Below are 16225 nucleotides of genomic sequence, written 5' to 3' on the forward strand. Positions count from 1 at the left end.
TCAAAAATAGGTGTTATTGTTGAGCTATGATTTTATCTTCTTCCAATACCATTGTGATCGGTTTTGCTGGTAATAAACGCCCCGATAAAATATCCTGAGCTAATGGATTTTCAATTTCTTGCTGAATTGCACGTTTTAATGGTCTTGCACCGAAGATTGGGTCATATCCTACTTTGGCAATGAACTCTAAAGCACTTTGTGCAAATTGGATATGGTAGCCGTGAGCTTCCATACGTTTACTTAAACGATCTAACTGAATGGATGCAATTTCAGTAATATTCGCTTGATCAAGTGGGTGGAATACCACGGTTTCATCAATACGGTTGATAAATTCTGGACGGAAATGTTGTCCAACCACATTCATTACCAATCCTTTTATGCTAGCATAATCAAGTTGTTGCGTATTTTCTTGAATAAGATCTGAGCCTAAGTTTGAGGTCATAATCACCACTGTATTACGGAAGTCAACAGTTCTGCCTTGACCATCGGTCAAACGTCCATCGTCTAATACCTGTAATAAGATATTGAAGACATCGTGATGTGCTTTTTCTACTTCATCGAGCAAAATGACAGAATATGGACGGCGACGTACAGCCTCAGTTAAATAACCCCCTTCTTCATAGCCAACATAGCCCGGAGGAGCACCGACTAAACGAGAAACAGAATGTTTTTCCATAAATTCGGACATATCAATCCGAATCATTGCTTCTTCACTATCAAACATAAATTTAGCAAGTGTTTTACAAAGTTCTGTTTTTCCAACCCCTGTTGGCCCTAAGAATAAGAATGAACCAATCGGACGATTTGGATCGGATAACCCCGCTCGGCTGCGGCGAATTGCATTTGCAACAGCATCAACCGCTTCGCATTGACCAATAACACGTTTATGTAGTTCTTGTTCCATACGTAATAATTTTTCTTTTTCACCTTCCATCATTCGAGAAACAGGAATACCTGTTGCTTTTGATAGCACTTCGGCAATTTCTTCGTCTGTAACACGATAGCGTAATAAAGTCATCTCTTTATTTTCCGCATTTTCAGCTTGTTGTAGTTGTTTTTCTAATGCTGGAATTACACCATATTGTAGTTCTGACATTTTGGCATAATCACTAACTCGTCTCGCTTGCTCCATTTGTGTTTTTGCATTTTCCAGTTCAGTTTTGATATGTTGTGTACCAGAAAGTGTTGCTTTTTCACTTTTCCAAATTTCTTCTAATTCTGAATACTCACGTTCTTTTGTACTGAGTTCTTGTTCTAACATTTCTAAGCGTTTACGGCTTGCATCATCATCTTCTTTTTGTAACGCTTGTTGTTCTAGTTTTAACTGGATAATTCTGCGTTCTAATTTTTCTAATGGTTGAGGTTTCGAATCTATCTCCATACGGATACTTGATGCTGCCTCATCAATCAGATCGATCGCTTTATCAGGTAATTGGCGATCTGAAATATAACGATGTGATAACGTCGCTGCAGCTACGATAGCTGGATCAGTGATTTGAACGTGATGATGAATTTCATACCGTTCTTTTAGACCACGCAAGATTGCAATCGTATCCTCAACAGTTGGTTCATCAACTAATACTTTTTGGAAACGGCGTTCAAGTGCAGGATCTTTTTCAATATATTGACGATATTCATCTAATGTTGTCGCACCAACACAGTGTAATTCTCCACGTGCCAGTGCAGGTTTTAGCATATTGCCAGCATCCATTGCACCATCAGTTTTACCAGCACCAACCATAGTGTGGATTTCATCAATAAAGAGAATTACACGCCCTTGTTCTTTGGCTAATTCGTTGAGTACAGCTTTAAGGCGTTCTTCAAATTCACCACGATATTTTGCCCCAGCGATTAATGCTCCCATATCAAGTGATAAAACACGCTTATGGCGTAAACCTTCGGGTACTTCAGCATTGACAATACGTTGTGCTAACCCTTCAACAATAGCGGTTTTACCAACCCCGGGTTCTCCAATAAGTACAGGATTATTTTTGGTGCGGCGTTGTAATACTTGAATCGCACGGCGAATTTCATCATCACGCCCAATGACAGGATCAAGTTTTCCTTGTTCTGCACGTTCGGTTAAATCAACGGTGTATTTTTTCAAAGCTTGGCGAGTATCTTCGGCATTTTGGTCGTTAACATTTTCACCACCACGCATTTTATCAATATTGGTCAATAATGCTTGTTTACTTAAACCTACTTTTTGCAAAATATCGGTGATTTTGTCGTGGCTTTCTAAACAGGCTAAGACAAATAATTCTGATGAAATAAATTTATCACCTCGTTGTTGGGCTAATTTATCGCAGAGGTTAAGAATTTGAATTAAACCTCGAGAAAGTTGAACATCACCTGCTATGCCAGAGACTTTGGCTAAGCGATCGATTTCTTGGTTCAACTGTTGTTTTAGTTCAGCAACATTGATACCACAACTGACTAATAATGGTTGGATAGAACCGCCTTCTTGATGTAGTAATGCAGACATTAAATGAAGTGGTTCAATAAATTGATTATCTTTTCCTACTGCTAATGATTGTGCTTCAGCTAATGCTTGTTGAAACTTTGTTGTAAATTTTTCGATATTCATAAAATCCTCCATAACCTATTCGTTATACCTTCAATTAGGTGGGTGTGTTTTAGCCGCTTTCAAGAGGAAAAAATAAAAATATATACAAAAAGTTTTATATGGTAGATTCCTAGCGGAAGATTATTCCGCTAGAAAAAGGTATGAATTCACAGCATAATTAGGCTAATGCCATTGCTAATAATGTGATAGGGTGTAAACAAGTGCAGTTGGTTGACATATCAATTTGCCATTTACAGGTTTCACAATCAGAGATGATGTAATCAAAACCACCTTGGTTGATTTGTTCAAATAACCCGCTACCTATTGCTTGTGAAACGTCATAGTTTTCCGCTTTAAAGCCATAGGTTCCAGCAATACCACAGCATTGAGAATTTAACATTGTAAGTTCTAGATTTGGAATTTTACGAAGTAACTCAATGGTATATGCTACCCAACCTGCTTTTTCCATATGGCAAGCAGTATGGTATGCCACTTTTAAAGGAAGAGATTTTAGGGGTAATTTTTTTCCTTGTTCTTCAAGTAAACGGTAGATATAACGTGTTACGAGATGAATATCTCCTTTTACTTTACTGTTATTGATACCAAGAATATGCTCATATTCTTCTTTTAATGTAAGGGTACAGGTTGATGATGTACCAACCACTGGGAGTGATTTTTCAACAATGACTTTTTCTAATTGTTGAATATTAAAATTTGCCTGCCGAGTGGCTTGTTGTGGAAAGCCGTTCACCATTAATGGCACACCACAACATTTTTCTTTTTCAAGTAGAACAACGCCAATATTCATTGCATTAAATACTTTAATGAGGTCTTTGCCTAGCTCTGGATTATTATAGTTGACATAACAACCGTGATAGTAGGCAACTTTTTCAACAAAACGTGTTTGTTCTTCAGCTTGTTTTTTATACCAGTGGCGGAATGTACCAAAGGAATATTTAGGAAGAGAGCGGCGGCGATCTACTTTGAGAGTTTTATCAAGTATAAAGCGTGTTGCTTTTAATCCTGTAATGGTATTGATGATCGGAGCAAAAGGAGTGGATAATGTTCCCATAAGGTCGGTATTGCTTAATACCGCATCTCGCAATTTTTGCGTTTTTGTTTTGCCTTTTCCTTTGCCGTAGTGATCTCTTGCTCGTACGATAATATCTCCGATTTTTACACCTGATGGGCAGGCGACTTCACAACGTTTACAGTTAGTACAATATTTAAGTGCTTCATCATACATTGATGGATTTTTTAAACGTAAACGTTCACCATCAGGACCAGATTGTTTTGGCCCGGGATAAAGTGGGTTATTCCGAGAAACAGGGCAAACGGCTGTACAAGCGGTGCATTTAATACAGCTTTCAAAACTTTGATCAGAATAAGTCTGTGGTTGCGTTTTGTTTGCTTGAGCGAGTAGTTCTTCTAAGTTCATTTAATTAGCTCCATTTAAAATCTGATTGGCAGTATGGAGAGCGGTAACGATCGCAACACCAGATCCACATCCCTCAGCCAGTGGATCACAACCACCAAGCACGGCACCAATTGCAAATAGATTGGCTAAGACTTCATCATTTTTCATTGTTTGGCAATGTGAGTTAATTTTTAGACCATAGCGGTGATAAGGCTGTGGGCGTGAAAAACGAGGATTAGTCCAAGCTAAGCGATTTGTATCAGCGATTACATCAAGGTTAAAAATTGGTTCAATAATCTGATTAAAATCAGCTTTTAATCCATTACTAAAAAAGCTACCTGATGCCAGAACATAATTTTTCGCACTTAAAGCCATATCTTCGTGTCGGGCGGTATAGATTTTTTGAATTTGATATTGTTCAATCTCAGCAGAAATAACCTTATCGCCTTGCATTAACATACCACCTAAACGTTCAAATTCACGCTTTAAAGTATAATGTTGACGTAAGCCAAGCAAGGAAGGTGGTAAGGTTGGAATTTCAAATAAGGCTAAACCAGTTGCTTGTTGGAGTTGGGAGAAAAACTGTTGATTATTTAAACCAAAACAAGCAGGTAAAAAGACGGCTTCAGCATTATTTGCATTTTCTATAATTTCTGTTACAAGTTGAGCAAAATTAAGTTTATGTTCTAGTGCCTGAGAAATATTGACACTGCGAAATTCTCTTGAGTTGGCTCTTAGATGATCTAATTCAGGAATATTCAAATAAGCGTAACGAATATCACAATCGGCAAATTGAGGATATGTTTTGAGGTTATCCGCCATTAATTGAGGTTGAAAGTCGTGATAGCCTTCAATTCCTAATAGCATAATTGAAGAATACGGATATTTTTCTTGGTCTAGTGCTAAAGTTGGGACGCTAGTAGGCGAAAGCCAAGTAGCTTGCAAGCTACCAATCGGGGTAATACGGTAGTGGTTCGTTCCTAATTCACCTTTTAGACCTAAATTAAGTTGGTTGGCAAGTTGGAAAAATTGTTGGCTATATTTCTCTACATTTTCAGCACCAATTAAATGGTAGGGGTGAAGAGAGTCTAATGTTGATATGCCTTGGTTGTGGTGTTTAATTACTTGGCGATCTAAAGTGGAGTAACTTAACAAGTCAATCGAACCAGAAGAAAAATCAATAGCACTTTGTCCAGCAGTAATAATCGCACAACGTTGCCCTTGTTGTTGCAGAGTAATACCACAGAGTAAACCTGATAAGCCGCCACCAATAATAATAGTATCAAAATTCATTATGATCTGTTCCTTGCATTTCTTGTGTATTTTGAAGGTGATGTAAACCGAGTAAACTGTAATAGATCCAACTGCTAAATTCGGCTTCTCTCAGTGCATCTCCCCACGCAATAGGTTCAATACCACGCCAACGTTCCTCAAGGAAAGAAGAGAGTTGTGTAGTTGCTTGTAGTGGTGTAACGACATTAAAACGACTGATTAAACCAGCAGCACGGCAGGCACAAAGTTCACCTTGGCAGGTTCCCATACCTACTCGAGTACGGCGGCGTAAGTCCACTAGGTTATTGACATTTAATTCATCAACTGCATAGCGAACTTCCCCAGCAGTAACGGCTTCACATTCGCAAATTAAACTGCGATCCAAGCGTTCTTTGTTGAGTAGGCGATCTGCACGAGAACCGTGGCGATAAATCGCTGAAATACGGATAGGGTTTGGAATAGAAATCGTCCGTTGGTGAGTTTCCATTGCGGTTTCACTGGAGCCGGGTAAGACTTGGCTAGCGGTTTTACAACTTGCTTGATGATTCAGTTTTTTACATACCAAATCTGTTGTCCATTCAGCCATTAAACGATACGTCATTAATTTACCACCTGTTATAGTGATAAAACCTTCTAATCCGTCTCGTTCGGCATGATCAAGCAATACAATTCCTCGGCTAACATTCCGTCCAGAAGGATCATCATCTGTTGCCACTAAAGGACGAACCCCCGCATAAGCACGTAAAACCCGAGTATGGCGTAACGCTGGTGCCAGTTTTTCACCTTCACAAAAGAGCGTATCGACTTCTTCTGGGGTAACAATCATATTATCAATTTGATCATAAGGAATACGATCTGAGGTCGTACCGATAACACAAATCGTATCACCCGGTACCAAAATATCAGCGTTTGCAGGTTTACGGCAGCGGTTGATAACCAAATTATTGATCCGATGTCCCATAATTAATAATGATCCTTTTGCTGGGAACATTTTAATTTTTAAATCAGCATATTCAGCGATACCTTGTCCCCAAATCCCACCAGCATTTACCACCACTGGTGCGAAAAACTGCTGTTTTATCTGATGTTTATGATCATAGGCTTCCACACCAATAACACGACCACCTTCTCGAATTAAACCGATTACCTCGTGATAGGTAAAAACCTTGGTGCCATTTTCTTTCGCATCAAGCATATTTGCTGCGGTTAAACGAAACGGATCGACTGTGCCATCAGGAACAACTACCGCACCGATTAAAGTAGGATTCACAGAAGGTTCCAAACGTTTTGCAAGTTCAGGCTCAATTTGCAATGTTTCAATGCCAGATTGCGTACAAGCTTCAATAAAGGTTTTTTGATAAGCCAGATCGTCTTCAGGCAAAGTAATAAATAAGCCCTTACTGTCTTCAATACAGTGGCGAGCAATACGCTTTAAAATTTTGTTTTCTTCAATACATTCAACCGCTGATTCTCTATCATTAACGGCATATCTTGCCCCACTATGTAATAAACCGTGGTTACGCCCTGTTGCACCAGTTGCAATATCTCGCCGTTCAAGCAAGATACAACGTAAGCCACGCAATGCACAATCTCGAGCAACACCTGCCCCCGTAGCACCACCACCGATAACGATGACATCGGTTTCCATAAAAGGTGCTGTTTGCTCTTTTTGTTTAAGTAACATACTTTCCCCACCCAAAATTACCTAAATCGTTAATACTTGTGTTATTTTACCTCAAAAAGAAAATAAAAAACCAAAAATTGAGCGAAAAAGAACAAAAATGCTAGAGAGATCACGTTTTGACAGCAATAAAATTTGCTAATCTCGTCTGATAAGGTTAGTTGAATGATTTTTATGAAGTAAAAAATAAAAGAAATTCCTTGAGTTATGTAATAGGTTTCTGTATAATCCGCCCACTTTCTAGACGAAAGTCGTTTGATGTAATCATTTATCAAATGGTATCAAGTTGTTAGTTGATACAAAAAAATGTTTCCGATTGGGAAACTATATATAGGTCAAATCGCACTTCATCTTCAAAAATGATAAAAGAAGATTGAGGTGTTGGTTTTTTATTAGTTAATTTTTTAAAATGGAGCTCTGGTCTCATGCAGAACCAAAGAATCCGTATCCGCTTAAAAGCTTTCGATCATCGTTTGATCGATCAATCTACTGCGGAAATCGTAGAAACAGCAAAACGCACTGGTGCACAGGTTCGTGGTCCAATTCCACTTCCAACTCGTAAAGAGCGTTTTACTGTATTGATCTCACCACATGTTAATAAAGATGCTCGTGATCAATACGAAATCCGTACTCACAAACGTTTAGTGGATATCGTTGAACCAACAGAAAAAACTGTTGATGCGTTAATGCGTTTAGATCTGGCTGCCGGCGTTGACGTGCAGATCAGCCTAGGTTAATCCAGGGAATTATTTAAGAGGTTATTACAATGATTGGTTTAATCGGTCGTAAAGTTGGTATGACCCGTGTCTTCAATGAAGATGGTGTGTCTATCCCAGTTACCGTAATCGAAATCGAAGCCAACCGTGTTACTCAAGTTAAAACCCTTGAAACAGATGGCTATTCTGCTGTTCAAGTTACAACTGGCTCAAAAAAAGCAAGTCGTGTAACTAAACCTGAAGCAGGTCATTTCGTTAAAGCAGGTGTTGAAGCTGGACGCGGTTTATGGGAATTCCGTACTGAAGGTGAAGAATTCACTTTAGGTCAAGAAATTACGGTTGACATCTTTGCAGATGTTAAAAAAGTTGATGTTACTGGTACTTCAAAAGGTAAAGGTTTTGCTGGTACAGTAAAACGTTGGAACTTCCGTACCCAAGACGCTACACACGGTAACTCTTTGTCTCACCGTGTACCGGGATCTATTGGTCAAAACCAAACTCCGGGTCGTGTATTCAAAGGTAAAAAAATGGCAGGTCACTTAGGGAATGAACGTGTAACTGTTCAATCTTTAGAAGTGGTTCGTGTTGATGCTGAACGTAAATTACTATTAGTTAAAGGTGCTGTTCCGGGTGCAACTGGTAGTGATTTAATCGTTAAACCAGCAGTTAAAGCATAAGTCTAGGAGATAGGAATGGAATTAGTAACTAAAGATGCACAAAGTGCATTGACTGTTTCTGAAACTACCTTCGGACGTGAGTTTAACGAAGCGTTGGTTCACCAAGTTGTTGTTGCTTATGCAGCTGGTGCTCGCCAAGGTTCTCGTGCACAAAAAACTCGTGCTGAAGTGTCTGGTTCAGGTAAAAAACCGTGGCGTCAAAAAGGTACTGGTCGTGCCCGTTCAGGTGATATTAAAAGCCCAATTTGGCGTTCTGGTGGTGTAACTTTTGCAGCTAAACCACAAGATCACAGCCAAAAAGTAAACAAAAAAATGTACCGTGGTGCAATTAAAAGCATTCTTTCTGAATTAGTTCGCCAAGATCGTTTAGTTGTGGTTGAAAAATTCGAAGTTTCTGCACCAAAAACAAAAGTTTTAGTTCAAAAATTAAAAGAGATGGCACTTGAAGATGTGCTTATCATTACAGCAAACTTAGACGAAAATCTTTTCTTAGCAGCACGCAACTTATATAAAGTTGATGTTCGTGATGTTCAAGGTATTGATCCAGTTAGCTTAATTGCTTTTGATAAAGTAGTTATGACAGTTGATGCTGTGAAGCAAGTTGAGGAGATGTTAGCATGAGTCAAGAACGTTTGCTAAAAGTGCTTAAAGCACCTCATATCTCTGAGAAAGCAACAAATAACGCTGAAAAGTCAAACACTATCGTTTTCAAAGTTGCATTAGATGCAAATAAAGCTGAAATTGCAGCAGCAGTTGCTCAGTTATTTGAAGTGAAAGTGGACTCTGTTCGTACTGTGGTTGTAAAAGGTAAAACTAAACGTCGTGGTACTAAAGTGGGTCGTCAAAATGACTGGAAAAAAGCTTATGTAACTTTAGCCGAAGGCCAACAATTGGACTTCGTGGATAGTGCAGAGTAATCGGAGGAGAATAGAGAATGGCTATCGTAAAATGTAAGCCGACCTCCGCTGGTCGTCGTCACGTTGTTAAAATTGTTAACCCTGATTTATATAAGGGTAAACCATACGCACCTTTATTAGAGAAAAATACTAAAACTGGTGGTCGTAACAATTTGGGTCGTATCACTACTCGTCACATCGGTGGTGGTCATAAACAACATTACCGTTTAGTTGATTTCAAACGTAATAAAGTTGAAATTCCAGCGGTAGTTGAACGTTTAGAATATGATCCAAACCGTTCTGCTAACATCGCTTTAGTGCTTTATAAAGATGGTGAACGCCGTTATATCTTAGCACCTAAAGGTTTAGCAGTTGGTGATCAAATCCAAGCTGGTGTTAATGCACCAATTAAAGTTGGTAATACGTTACCAATGCGTAGCATTCCAGTTGGTACAACAGTACATAACGTAGAATTAAAACCAGGCAAAGGTGGTCAATTAGCACGTTCTGCTGGTGCTTATGTACAAATCATCGCTCGTGAAGGTAATTATGTTACTTTACGTCTTCGTTCAGGCGAAATGCGTAAAGTCTTAGCTGAATGTAGTGCAACTATCGGTGAAGTTGGTAACTCAGAACACATGTTACGTGTGTTAGGTAAAGCTGGTGCTAACCGCTGGAGAGGCGTTCGCCCAACAGTTCGTGGTACAGCAATGAACCCGGTAGATCACCCACACGGTGGTGGTGAAGGTCGTAACTTTGGTAAACACCCTGTTACTCCATGGGGCGTTCAAACTAAAGGTAAGAAAACTCGCCATAACAAACGTACTGATAAATATATCGTACGTCGTCGTGGTAAATAATTTAAATTAAATAAAGAGGATAAGCCATGCCACGTTCTCTCAAGAAGGGTCCTTTCCTTGACCTACACTTGTTGAAGAAGGTAGAGAAAGCGGTGGAAAGCGGGGATAAAAAACCAATTAAAACTTGGTCCCGTCGTTCAATGATCATTCCATCAATGATTGGATTGACCATCGCAGTCCATAATGGTCGTCAGCACGTTCCTGTTTATGTTTCTGATGAAATGATCGGTCATAAATTAGGTGAATTTGCACCGACTCGTACTTACCGCGGTCATGCCGCAGATAAGAAAGCTAAGAAGTAAGGGGTAAAAGATGGAAACTATTGCAAAACATCGTTTCGCTCGCACCTCAGCACAGAAAGCTCGCTTAGTTGCGGATTTAATTCGTGGTAAAAAAGTTGCACAAGCTCTAGAAATTTTAACTTACACTAACAAAAAAGCAGCAGCTTTAGTGAAAAAAGTTTTAGAGTCTGCAATTGCTAATGCAGAGCACAATGATGGTGCAGATATTGATGATCTGAAAGTTGCGAAAATTTTCGTAGATGAAGGCCCAAGTATGAAGCGTGTAATGCCTCGTGCTAAAGGTCGTGCAGATCGTATTTTAAAACGTACTAGCCACATCACTGTGGTTGTGTCAGATCGTTAATCAGTAGGAGAATAGCAATGGGTCAAAAAGTACATCCACATGGTATTCGCCTAGGTATTGTTAAACCTTGGTCATCTACTTGGTATGCGAATACACAGGATTTCGCCGATAACTTAGAAGGCGACTTCAAAGTACGTAAATTCTTAATGAAAGAACTAGCGAATGCTTCTGTTTCACGTATCACTATTGAACGTCCAGCAAAAAGTATTCGTGTTACTATTCACACAGCTCGCCCGGGTATCGTTATCGGTAAAAAAGGTGAAGATGTTGAAAAATTGCGTAATGCGGTAGCTGCAATTGCAGGTGTTCCAGCGCAAATCAACATTGCTGAAGTGAAAAAACCGGAATTAGATGCAAAATTAGTTGCAGACAGCATCGCAGCTCAATTAGAACGTCGTGTTATGTTCCGCCGTGCAATGAAACGTGCAGTACAAAATGCAATGCGTTTAGGTGCTAAAGGTATCAAAGTTGAAGTTAGCGGTCGTTTAGGTGGTGCAGAGATTGCACGTTCTGAATGGTATCGTGAAGGTCGTGTACCATTACATACATTACGTGCGGACATCGATTATAACACTGCTGAAGCTCATACTACTTACGGCGTTATCGGCGTTAAAGTATGGATCTTCAAAGGTGAAATTCTTGGTGGAATGGCTGCAGTTATGCAATCAGAACAACAACAACCTGCGGAAAAGCCAAAAAAGGCTCCACGCAAAGGTCGTAAGTAAGGAGATTGACTAAATGTTGCAACCAAAACGTACAAAATTCCGTAAAGTCCATAAAGGTCGTAACCGTGGTCTTGCGGCAGGTACTGAAGTAAGTTTCGGTACTTTTGGTTTAAAAGCGGTTGGTCGTGGTCGTTTAACTGCACGTCAAATTGAAGCAGCACGTCGTGCGATGACTCGTGCGATTAAACGTCAAGGTAAAATCTGGATCCGTGTGTTCCCAGACAAACCAATTACTGAAAAACCATTAGAAGTCCGTATGGGTAAAGGTAAAGGTAACGTTGAGTACTGGGTAGCCTTAATCCAACCGGGTAAAGTTCTGTATGAAATGGACGGTGTGTCTGAAGAAATCGCAAGAGAAGCATTTGCATTAGCAGCTGCTAAATTGCCTATTAAGACAACGTTCGTAACTAAGACGGTGATGTAATGAAAGCTCAAGAACTACGTACAAAAAGTGTTGAAGAGCTGAATGCTGAATTGGTTAACTTGTTAGGTGAGCAATTCAAGTTGCGTATGCAAGCAGCCACCGGTCAGCTTCAACAAACTCATCAGTTAAAACAAGTGCGTCGTCAAATCGCAGTTGTTAAAACTGTATTAACCGAGAAGGCGGGTGTGTAATGAGTGAAAAAATTCGTTCAGTACAAGGTCGAGTAGTTAGTGATAAGATGGAAAAATCTTTCACAGTTGCTATCGAGCGTATGGTTAAACACCCAATTTATGGTAAGTTTATCCGTCGTACAACCAAATTACATGTACACGATGAAAACAATGAAGCAAAAGTAGGTGATTTAGTAGAAATTCGTGAATGTCGTCCAATTTCTAAAACTAAATCATGGACTTTAGTTCGTGTTGTAGAAAAAGCAGTTATTTAATTAATTGTTAATCTACTAAGCAAAATTAAAACCGCACTTTTTTAAAGTGCGGTTTTTTTTATTATTTATATTTACTTTCAATTTATTATTCCTTTCTTTTTTCTCTCTATTTCCCACATTATTTTAAGCAAGTCCAATAAGTATACTTATTGTTGTTTACTCTTTACAGAGTAAACAAAACAATCTGCCAATAAACTAGATATATTTAAAGTTGTTATTTAGTTTTTTTTAATGGTAAAGAATTTCCTCTAGAGCCTAAAACACTTTTTTATGATTAGTTATATTTACAAGTATTATTTTCAGAGAAGAATCTAGAGCTAAGAGAGCGGTTTTTTGAAGAAAATATTGAGGCATTTAGTGATATTGAATATAACCCTAAGAAATCGTTTAGTTGTCAGGCAAGAACTTTAGCGATTTGTTATACTGATAAGTATACTTATTGTTGTTTACTCTTTATAGAATAAATAGAAATGTTACATTAATTTATAATTAAATTAATACACTGTAAAGAAAAATGATATGTCGTTATTAATTGATTTTTATTTAGGAAAATTACCTAATCGCCATAATAAAAGTCTTTATGATATTTGGGCATTGGATAAATTTTGGTTGGAAAACGACCATCATTATATCCAATGGCTATTTCCATTAGATATTAAAAGTAGTTGTAATCTTTATGCACCTATTATAACCAAAGCCGAACGAGAAATTTTTTCAAACTCTGATCAATTAAAGAAAAATCAAATTCGATCCCTTGATCTTATGCTAGATTTTTTTGGATTAAGCAGAGAGGGGATTAATATTTCGGCACAAGAGAATTTAAATATAAAAGATCATATTTGGCTTAAAAGGGGAGGACATAATCACTTACGCATCACTCGAATAATTCGAAGCCTAGGGCTTTGTTCGCAAATTAGTTTTGCGAAGGCTTTTCAAGCAACAGTCATTAAACTTGGACAAGAAAAAGGAAAGGTAGAACCGAAGACAATTTCTTATTGGGAAAATGCACTGTTAAATCTCGATTAAATATGGAGGAAATAATGAATAAACAACTTGAGGAATTCTTAATTAATAGTGGACATAATGGTGGCGATATTGGGTCAGCCGAAAAACCTTCTATTTGGTGTTGTGGAATAGAATGGGGTGGGGAAAATATTAACAGTGAAAGTTTACAGCAATTTTTAGCAACAGACGAATGGAAAAACATTGATGGCTTAGACGAAATGGAAAATTGCGGTAATCCTACAGATCAGGGAATATGTAAAGTGCTAGCTGCAGTTGCTGGACGAAAGGTGGAAGATTATAAAGCCTTTGCTGAAGAACAACAAATTTGGATAAAAGGTGCGAAAACAGGCTATTTTAAAATGAATTTATTTCCCTTATGGTTTGAAAATACCAATGTACCTTGGAGTAAGGAACTAAAAGATATATTTGGTTTTGCCGATAAGAAGGAATACCAAAATTGGTGTCGTCAATATCGCTTTCCTAAAATGAAAGAATTAATGCAAGAACACCAACCAAAATTAATTATTGGTTTTGGTAAAAGCCATTTAAACGATTTTAATTTGGCTTTTTCTGATGGAAATAAGCAATTTTATACTAATACTATTGATGATCAAGAAATCTATTGGAAACGTGAGAATAATACATTATTGGTGGTAGTACCTGCCGTAACAGGTGGAGCTTATTCTTTAATTAGTGATCAAAGTAAACAAGAGGTTGGTGAATTTATTCGAGATCTACTTTAATAAAAATAACTTATTATGTTTAAAAAACCGCATTTTAAAAAGTGCGGTTTTTTATTTTCTCATTATTTCAATAATAGTTAAGTTGAATATCTCGTTTAAGATTATATTTGAATAAAAAATAACCCGTATAAACAGAGTATACTCTGTTTACTTCCTATTGACATAGGAAGTAAACCATCATATTGAAATTTATTATTAAATTTAAGGATTAAAATATGTCTCAAGAATGCCCAAAATGTGGTTATGAAGGTTCTGCATCTGCAGTTGATGATTTGAAAAATGCGACTGCAGGTGCAGCGACAGGTGCAGCTGCTGGTTCGCTTATTCCAATAGTTGGTACTGCTATTGGAGCTAGTATTGGTGGTTTTTTAGGGTTATTTGCAGGATCAAGACTTTATGAATGCAAAAGATGTCATCATCAATGGAAGGGTTGATTTTATCTAACTTAAAAAATTACTATATAAAATAACCGCATATTTTAATGCGGTTATTATTTTGTTTAACTTATGAAAGCTATAACAACATAGGATTACTATTTGAATAAGTATAAATAAAAATTTTGGTTATTAAATTTTATATTAGTTTACTGAATTTAGTGCTTATATATAGTTTTTAGGCTATGGTTAAATAGTATAAAATTCCTCTAAAAAATGAATACAAATCTTAATGTGTCAATTATTAATTGATTGATTTTGCTTAATAAAAGTAATAATTAAATATTATAAATTTGTTCTTTCTCTTGTCTTTTTTCAAATGCAAATTGTCGTTATTTTATCTTGTCTTATCTTTTTGAACGTGATAAACTCCGCCACCTGTTCTGTCTATATTCATAGCAGTTCAGATAGGTTCGTCCCGAAAGGGTTTTTTTATAAATTTTAGCGGAGCACTAACATGATCCAAGAACAGACTATGCTGGATGTTGCTGATAACTCAGGGGCTCGTAGCGTAATGTGTATCAAGGTTCTAGGTGGATCGCACCGTCGTTACGCTGCTATTGGTGATATCATCAAAATTACTGTGAAAGAAGCAATTCCACGCGGTAAAGTAAAAAAAGGTGATGTATTAAAAGCAGTTGTGGTGCGCACCAAGAAGGGTGTTCGTCGCCCAGACGGATCAGTCATTCGCTTCGATGGTAATGCGTGTGTTATTTTAAACAACAACACTGAGCAACCAATCGGTACACGTATTTTTGGACCAGTGACTCGTGAACTTCGTTCTGAGAAGTTTATGAAGATCATTTCTTTAGCTCCAGAAGTACTGTAAGGAGAAGTGTCATGGCTGCAAAAATCCGTCAAAATGATGAAGTAGTAATGCTTACTGGAAGTACTGCAAAAGGTAAAGGTAAGCGTGGTAAAGTAACAAAAGTGTTGCCTAACGGTAAAGTTATCGTTGAAGGTTTAAATTTAGTTGTTAAACACGAGAAACCAGTTCCTGCATTAGGAAAACAAGGTGGTATCGTGCGTAAAGAAGCACCAATTGATGTTTCTAACGTTGCAATTTTTAATCCGTCAACTAATAAAGCTGACCGAGTAGGCTTCCGGTTTGAAGATGGCAAAAAAGTGCGTTTCTTCAAATCAACTGGTGAAACAATTAAATAATACTGGAGTAATGCGATGGCGAAACTGCATGATTACTACAGAGAGCAAGTAGTTAATGAATTGAAAGCAAAATTCAACTACTCGTCTGTCATGCAAGTCCCACGAATCGAAAAGATTACCCTGAATATGGGTGTGGGTGAAGCATTGACCGATAAAAAATTGTTAGATAATGCAGTAGCAGATCTAGCAGCAATTAGCGGTCAAAAACCTTTAGTTACCAAAGCCCGTAAAGCAGTTGCTGGCTTTAAGATTCGTCAGGGATATCCAATCGGTTGTAAGGTTACCTTACGCGGTGAGCGTATGTGGGAATTCTTAGAACGTTTGATTTCAATTGCTGTTCCTCGTGTCCGTGATTTTCGTGGTTTAAACCCAAAATCATTTGATGGTCGTGGAAATTACAGCATGGGTGTACGTGAACAAATCATCTTCCCTGAGATCGACTATGATAAAGTAGATCGGATACGTGGTTTAGATATTACAATCACGACTACTGCGAAGAGTGATGAAGAAGGTCGTGCTCTTTTAGCAGCCTTTAATTTCCCATTCCGTAAGTAA

Annotated in this window: 21 protein-coding genes and 1 pseudogene; 18 read left to right on the top strand and 4 right to left on the bottom strand. The window is 37.9% G+C overall.

Annotated features, from left to right (window positions below; translation table 11 throughout):
• Window positions 1–13 precede the first annotated feature (13 nt).
• The 4 genes from clpB to glpA all read right to left on the bottom strand — a co-directional run bounded on the left by clpB (window position 14) and on the right by glpA (window position 6939).
• Window positions 14–2587: an ATP-dependent chaperone ClpB gene (clpB, locus tag CEP47_RS08105; RefSeq protein ID WP_261920120.1), complete on the bottom strand. Its 2574-nt coding sequence runs from the start codon at window positions 2585–2587 to the stop codon at window positions 14–16.
• Between the two features lie 157 nt (window positions 2588–2744).
• Window positions 2745–4004, bottom strand: coding sequence for an anaerobic glycerol-3-phosphate dehydrogenase subunit GlpC (gene glpC, locus CEP47_RS08110; RefSeq protein ID WP_261920119.1), 1260 nt, complete (start codon window positions 4002–4004; stop codon window positions 2745–2747).
• Window positions 4005–5276 carry a glycerol-3-phosphate dehydrogenase subunit GlpB gene (gene glpB / locus CEP47_RS08115; RefSeq protein WP_261920118.1) on the bottom strand — a complete coding sequence of 424 codons (1272 nt, stop codon included), beginning with the start codon at window positions 5274–5276 and terminating at the stop codon, window positions 4005–4007.
• Complete coding sequence (glpA, locus tag CEP47_RS08120) at window positions 5266–6939, bottom strand: anaerobic glycerol-3-phosphate dehydrogenase subunit A (RefSeq protein WP_261920117.1); 1674 nt, start codon at window positions 6937–6939, stop codon at window positions 5266–5268. The genes glpB and glpA overlap by 11 nt, the downstream gene beginning before the upstream one ends.
• A 422-nt stretch (window positions 6940–7361) precedes the next feature.
• Here glpA and rpsJ point away from each other — a divergent pair, with 422 nt between their 5' ends.
• From rpsJ to rplE, 18 genes and pseudogenes are all read left to right on the top strand, one after another.
• Window positions 7362–7673: a 30S ribosomal protein S10 gene (rpsJ, locus tag CEP47_RS08125; protein ID WP_001181005.1), complete on the top strand. Its 312-nt coding sequence runs from the start codon at window positions 7362–7364 to the stop codon at window positions 7671–7673.
• A 29-nt stretch (window positions 7674–7702) separates the two neighbouring features.
• The gene (gene rplC, locus CEP47_RS08130) at window positions 7703–8329 is read left to right on the top strand and encodes a 50S ribosomal protein L3 (RefSeq protein WP_261920116.1); all 627 of its coding nucleotides are present in this window, start codon (window positions 7703–7705) and stop codon (window positions 8327–8329) included.
• 15 nt (window positions 8330–8344) lie between these two features.
• Window positions 8345–8950, top strand: a complete 606-nt coding sequence (gene rplD / locus CEP47_RS08135; RefSeq protein ID WP_261920115.1) for a 50S ribosomal protein L4 — start codon at window positions 8345–8347, stop codon at window positions 8948–8950.
• A complete protein-coding gene (gene rplW / locus CEP47_RS08140) occupies window positions 8947–9246 on the top strand; it encodes a 50S ribosomal protein L23 (protein ID WP_261920114.1) in 300 nt (99 codons plus the stop codon). The genes rplD and rplW overlap by 4 nt, the downstream gene beginning before the upstream one ends.
• Window positions 9247–9263: 17 nt before the next feature.
• Window positions 9264–10085, top strand: coding sequence for a 50S ribosomal protein L2 (rplB, locus tag CEP47_RS08145; protein WP_261920113.1), 822 nt, complete (start codon window positions 9264–9266; stop codon window positions 10083–10085).
• Window positions 10086–10111: 26 nt separating this feature from the next.
• The gene (gene rpsS / locus CEP47_RS08150) at window positions 10112–10387 is read left to right on the top strand and encodes a 30S ribosomal protein S19 (protein WP_005539416.1); all 276 of its coding nucleotides are present in this window, start codon (window positions 10112–10114) and stop codon (window positions 10385–10387) included.
• Between the two features lie 10 nt (window positions 10388–10397).
• A complete protein-coding gene (rplV, locus tag CEP47_RS08155; protein WP_013745958.1) occupies window positions 10398–10730 on the top strand; it encodes a 50S ribosomal protein L22 in 333 nt (110 codons plus the stop codon).
• Window positions 10731–10747: 17 nt separating this feature from the next.
• Complete coding sequence (gene rpsC, locus CEP47_RS08160; protein ID WP_261920112.1) at window positions 10748–11455, top strand: 30S ribosomal protein S3; 708 nt, start codon at window positions 10748–10750, stop codon at window positions 11453–11455.
• A 13-nt stretch (window positions 11456–11468) separates the two neighbouring features.
• Window positions 11469–11879, top strand: coding sequence for a 50S ribosomal protein L16 (gene rplP, locus CEP47_RS08165; RefSeq protein ID WP_261920111.1), 411 nt, complete (start codon window positions 11469–11471; stop codon window positions 11877–11879).
• Complete coding sequence (rpmC, locus tag CEP47_RS08170) at window positions 11879–12070, top strand: 50S ribosomal protein L29 (protein WP_261920110.1); 192 nt, start codon at window positions 11879–11881, stop codon at window positions 12068–12070. The genes rplP and rpmC overlap by 1 nt, the downstream gene beginning before the upstream one ends.
• The gene (rpsQ, locus tag CEP47_RS08175) at window positions 12070–12324 is read left to right on the top strand and encodes a 30S ribosomal protein S17 (protein ID WP_261920109.1); all 255 of its coding nucleotides are present in this window, start codon (window positions 12070–12072) and stop codon (window positions 12322–12324) included. Before rpmC ends, rpsQ begins: the two co-directional genes overlap by 1 nt.
• Before the next feature lie 290 nt (window positions 12325–12614).
• A pseudogene (locus CEP47_RS08900) lies at window positions 12615–12788 on the top strand (DarT1-associated NADAR antitoxin family protein); the annotation flags it as partial.
• Window positions 12789–12843: 55 nt separating this feature from the next.
• Window positions 12844–13350, top strand: coding sequence for an opioid growth factor receptor-related protein (locus CEP47_RS08180; RefSeq protein WP_261920108.1), 507 nt, complete (start codon window positions 12844–12846; stop codon window positions 13348–13350).
• Window positions 13351–13364: 14 nt separating this feature from the next.
• Window positions 13365–14072, top strand: coding sequence for a hypothetical protein (locus CEP47_RS08185; RefSeq protein ID WP_261920107.1), 708 nt, complete (start codon window positions 13365–13367; stop codon window positions 14070–14072).
• A gap of 215 nt (window positions 14073–14287) precedes the next feature.
• The gene (locus CEP47_RS08190; RefSeq protein WP_261920106.1) at window positions 14288–14506 is read left to right on the top strand and encodes a hypothetical protein; all 219 of its coding nucleotides are present in this window, start codon (window positions 14288–14290) and stop codon (window positions 14504–14506) included.
• Between the two features lie 457 nt (window positions 14507–14963).
• A complete protein-coding gene (gene rplN, locus CEP47_RS08195; RefSeq protein WP_005548786.1) occupies window positions 14964–15335 on the top strand; it encodes a 50S ribosomal protein L14 in 372 nt (123 codons plus the stop codon).
• An 11-nt stretch (window positions 15336–15346) separates the two neighbouring features.
• The gene (rplX, locus tag CEP47_RS08200; protein ID WP_261920105.1) at window positions 15347–15670 is read left to right on the top strand and encodes a 50S ribosomal protein L24; all 324 of its coding nucleotides are present in this window, start codon (window positions 15347–15349) and stop codon (window positions 15668–15670) included.
• A 15-nt stretch (window positions 15671–15685) separates the two neighbouring features.
• Window positions 15686–16225, top strand: coding sequence for a 50S ribosomal protein L5 (gene rplE / locus CEP47_RS08205; RefSeq protein WP_261920104.1), 540 nt, complete (start codon window positions 15686–15688; stop codon window positions 16223–16225).

Origin of the sequence: Mergibacter septicus, assembly GCF_003265225.1 — a bacterium.
Taxonomy (GTDB): domain Bacteria; phylum Pseudomonadota; class Gammaproteobacteria; order Enterobacterales; family Pasteurellaceae; genus Mergibacter; species Mergibacter septicus.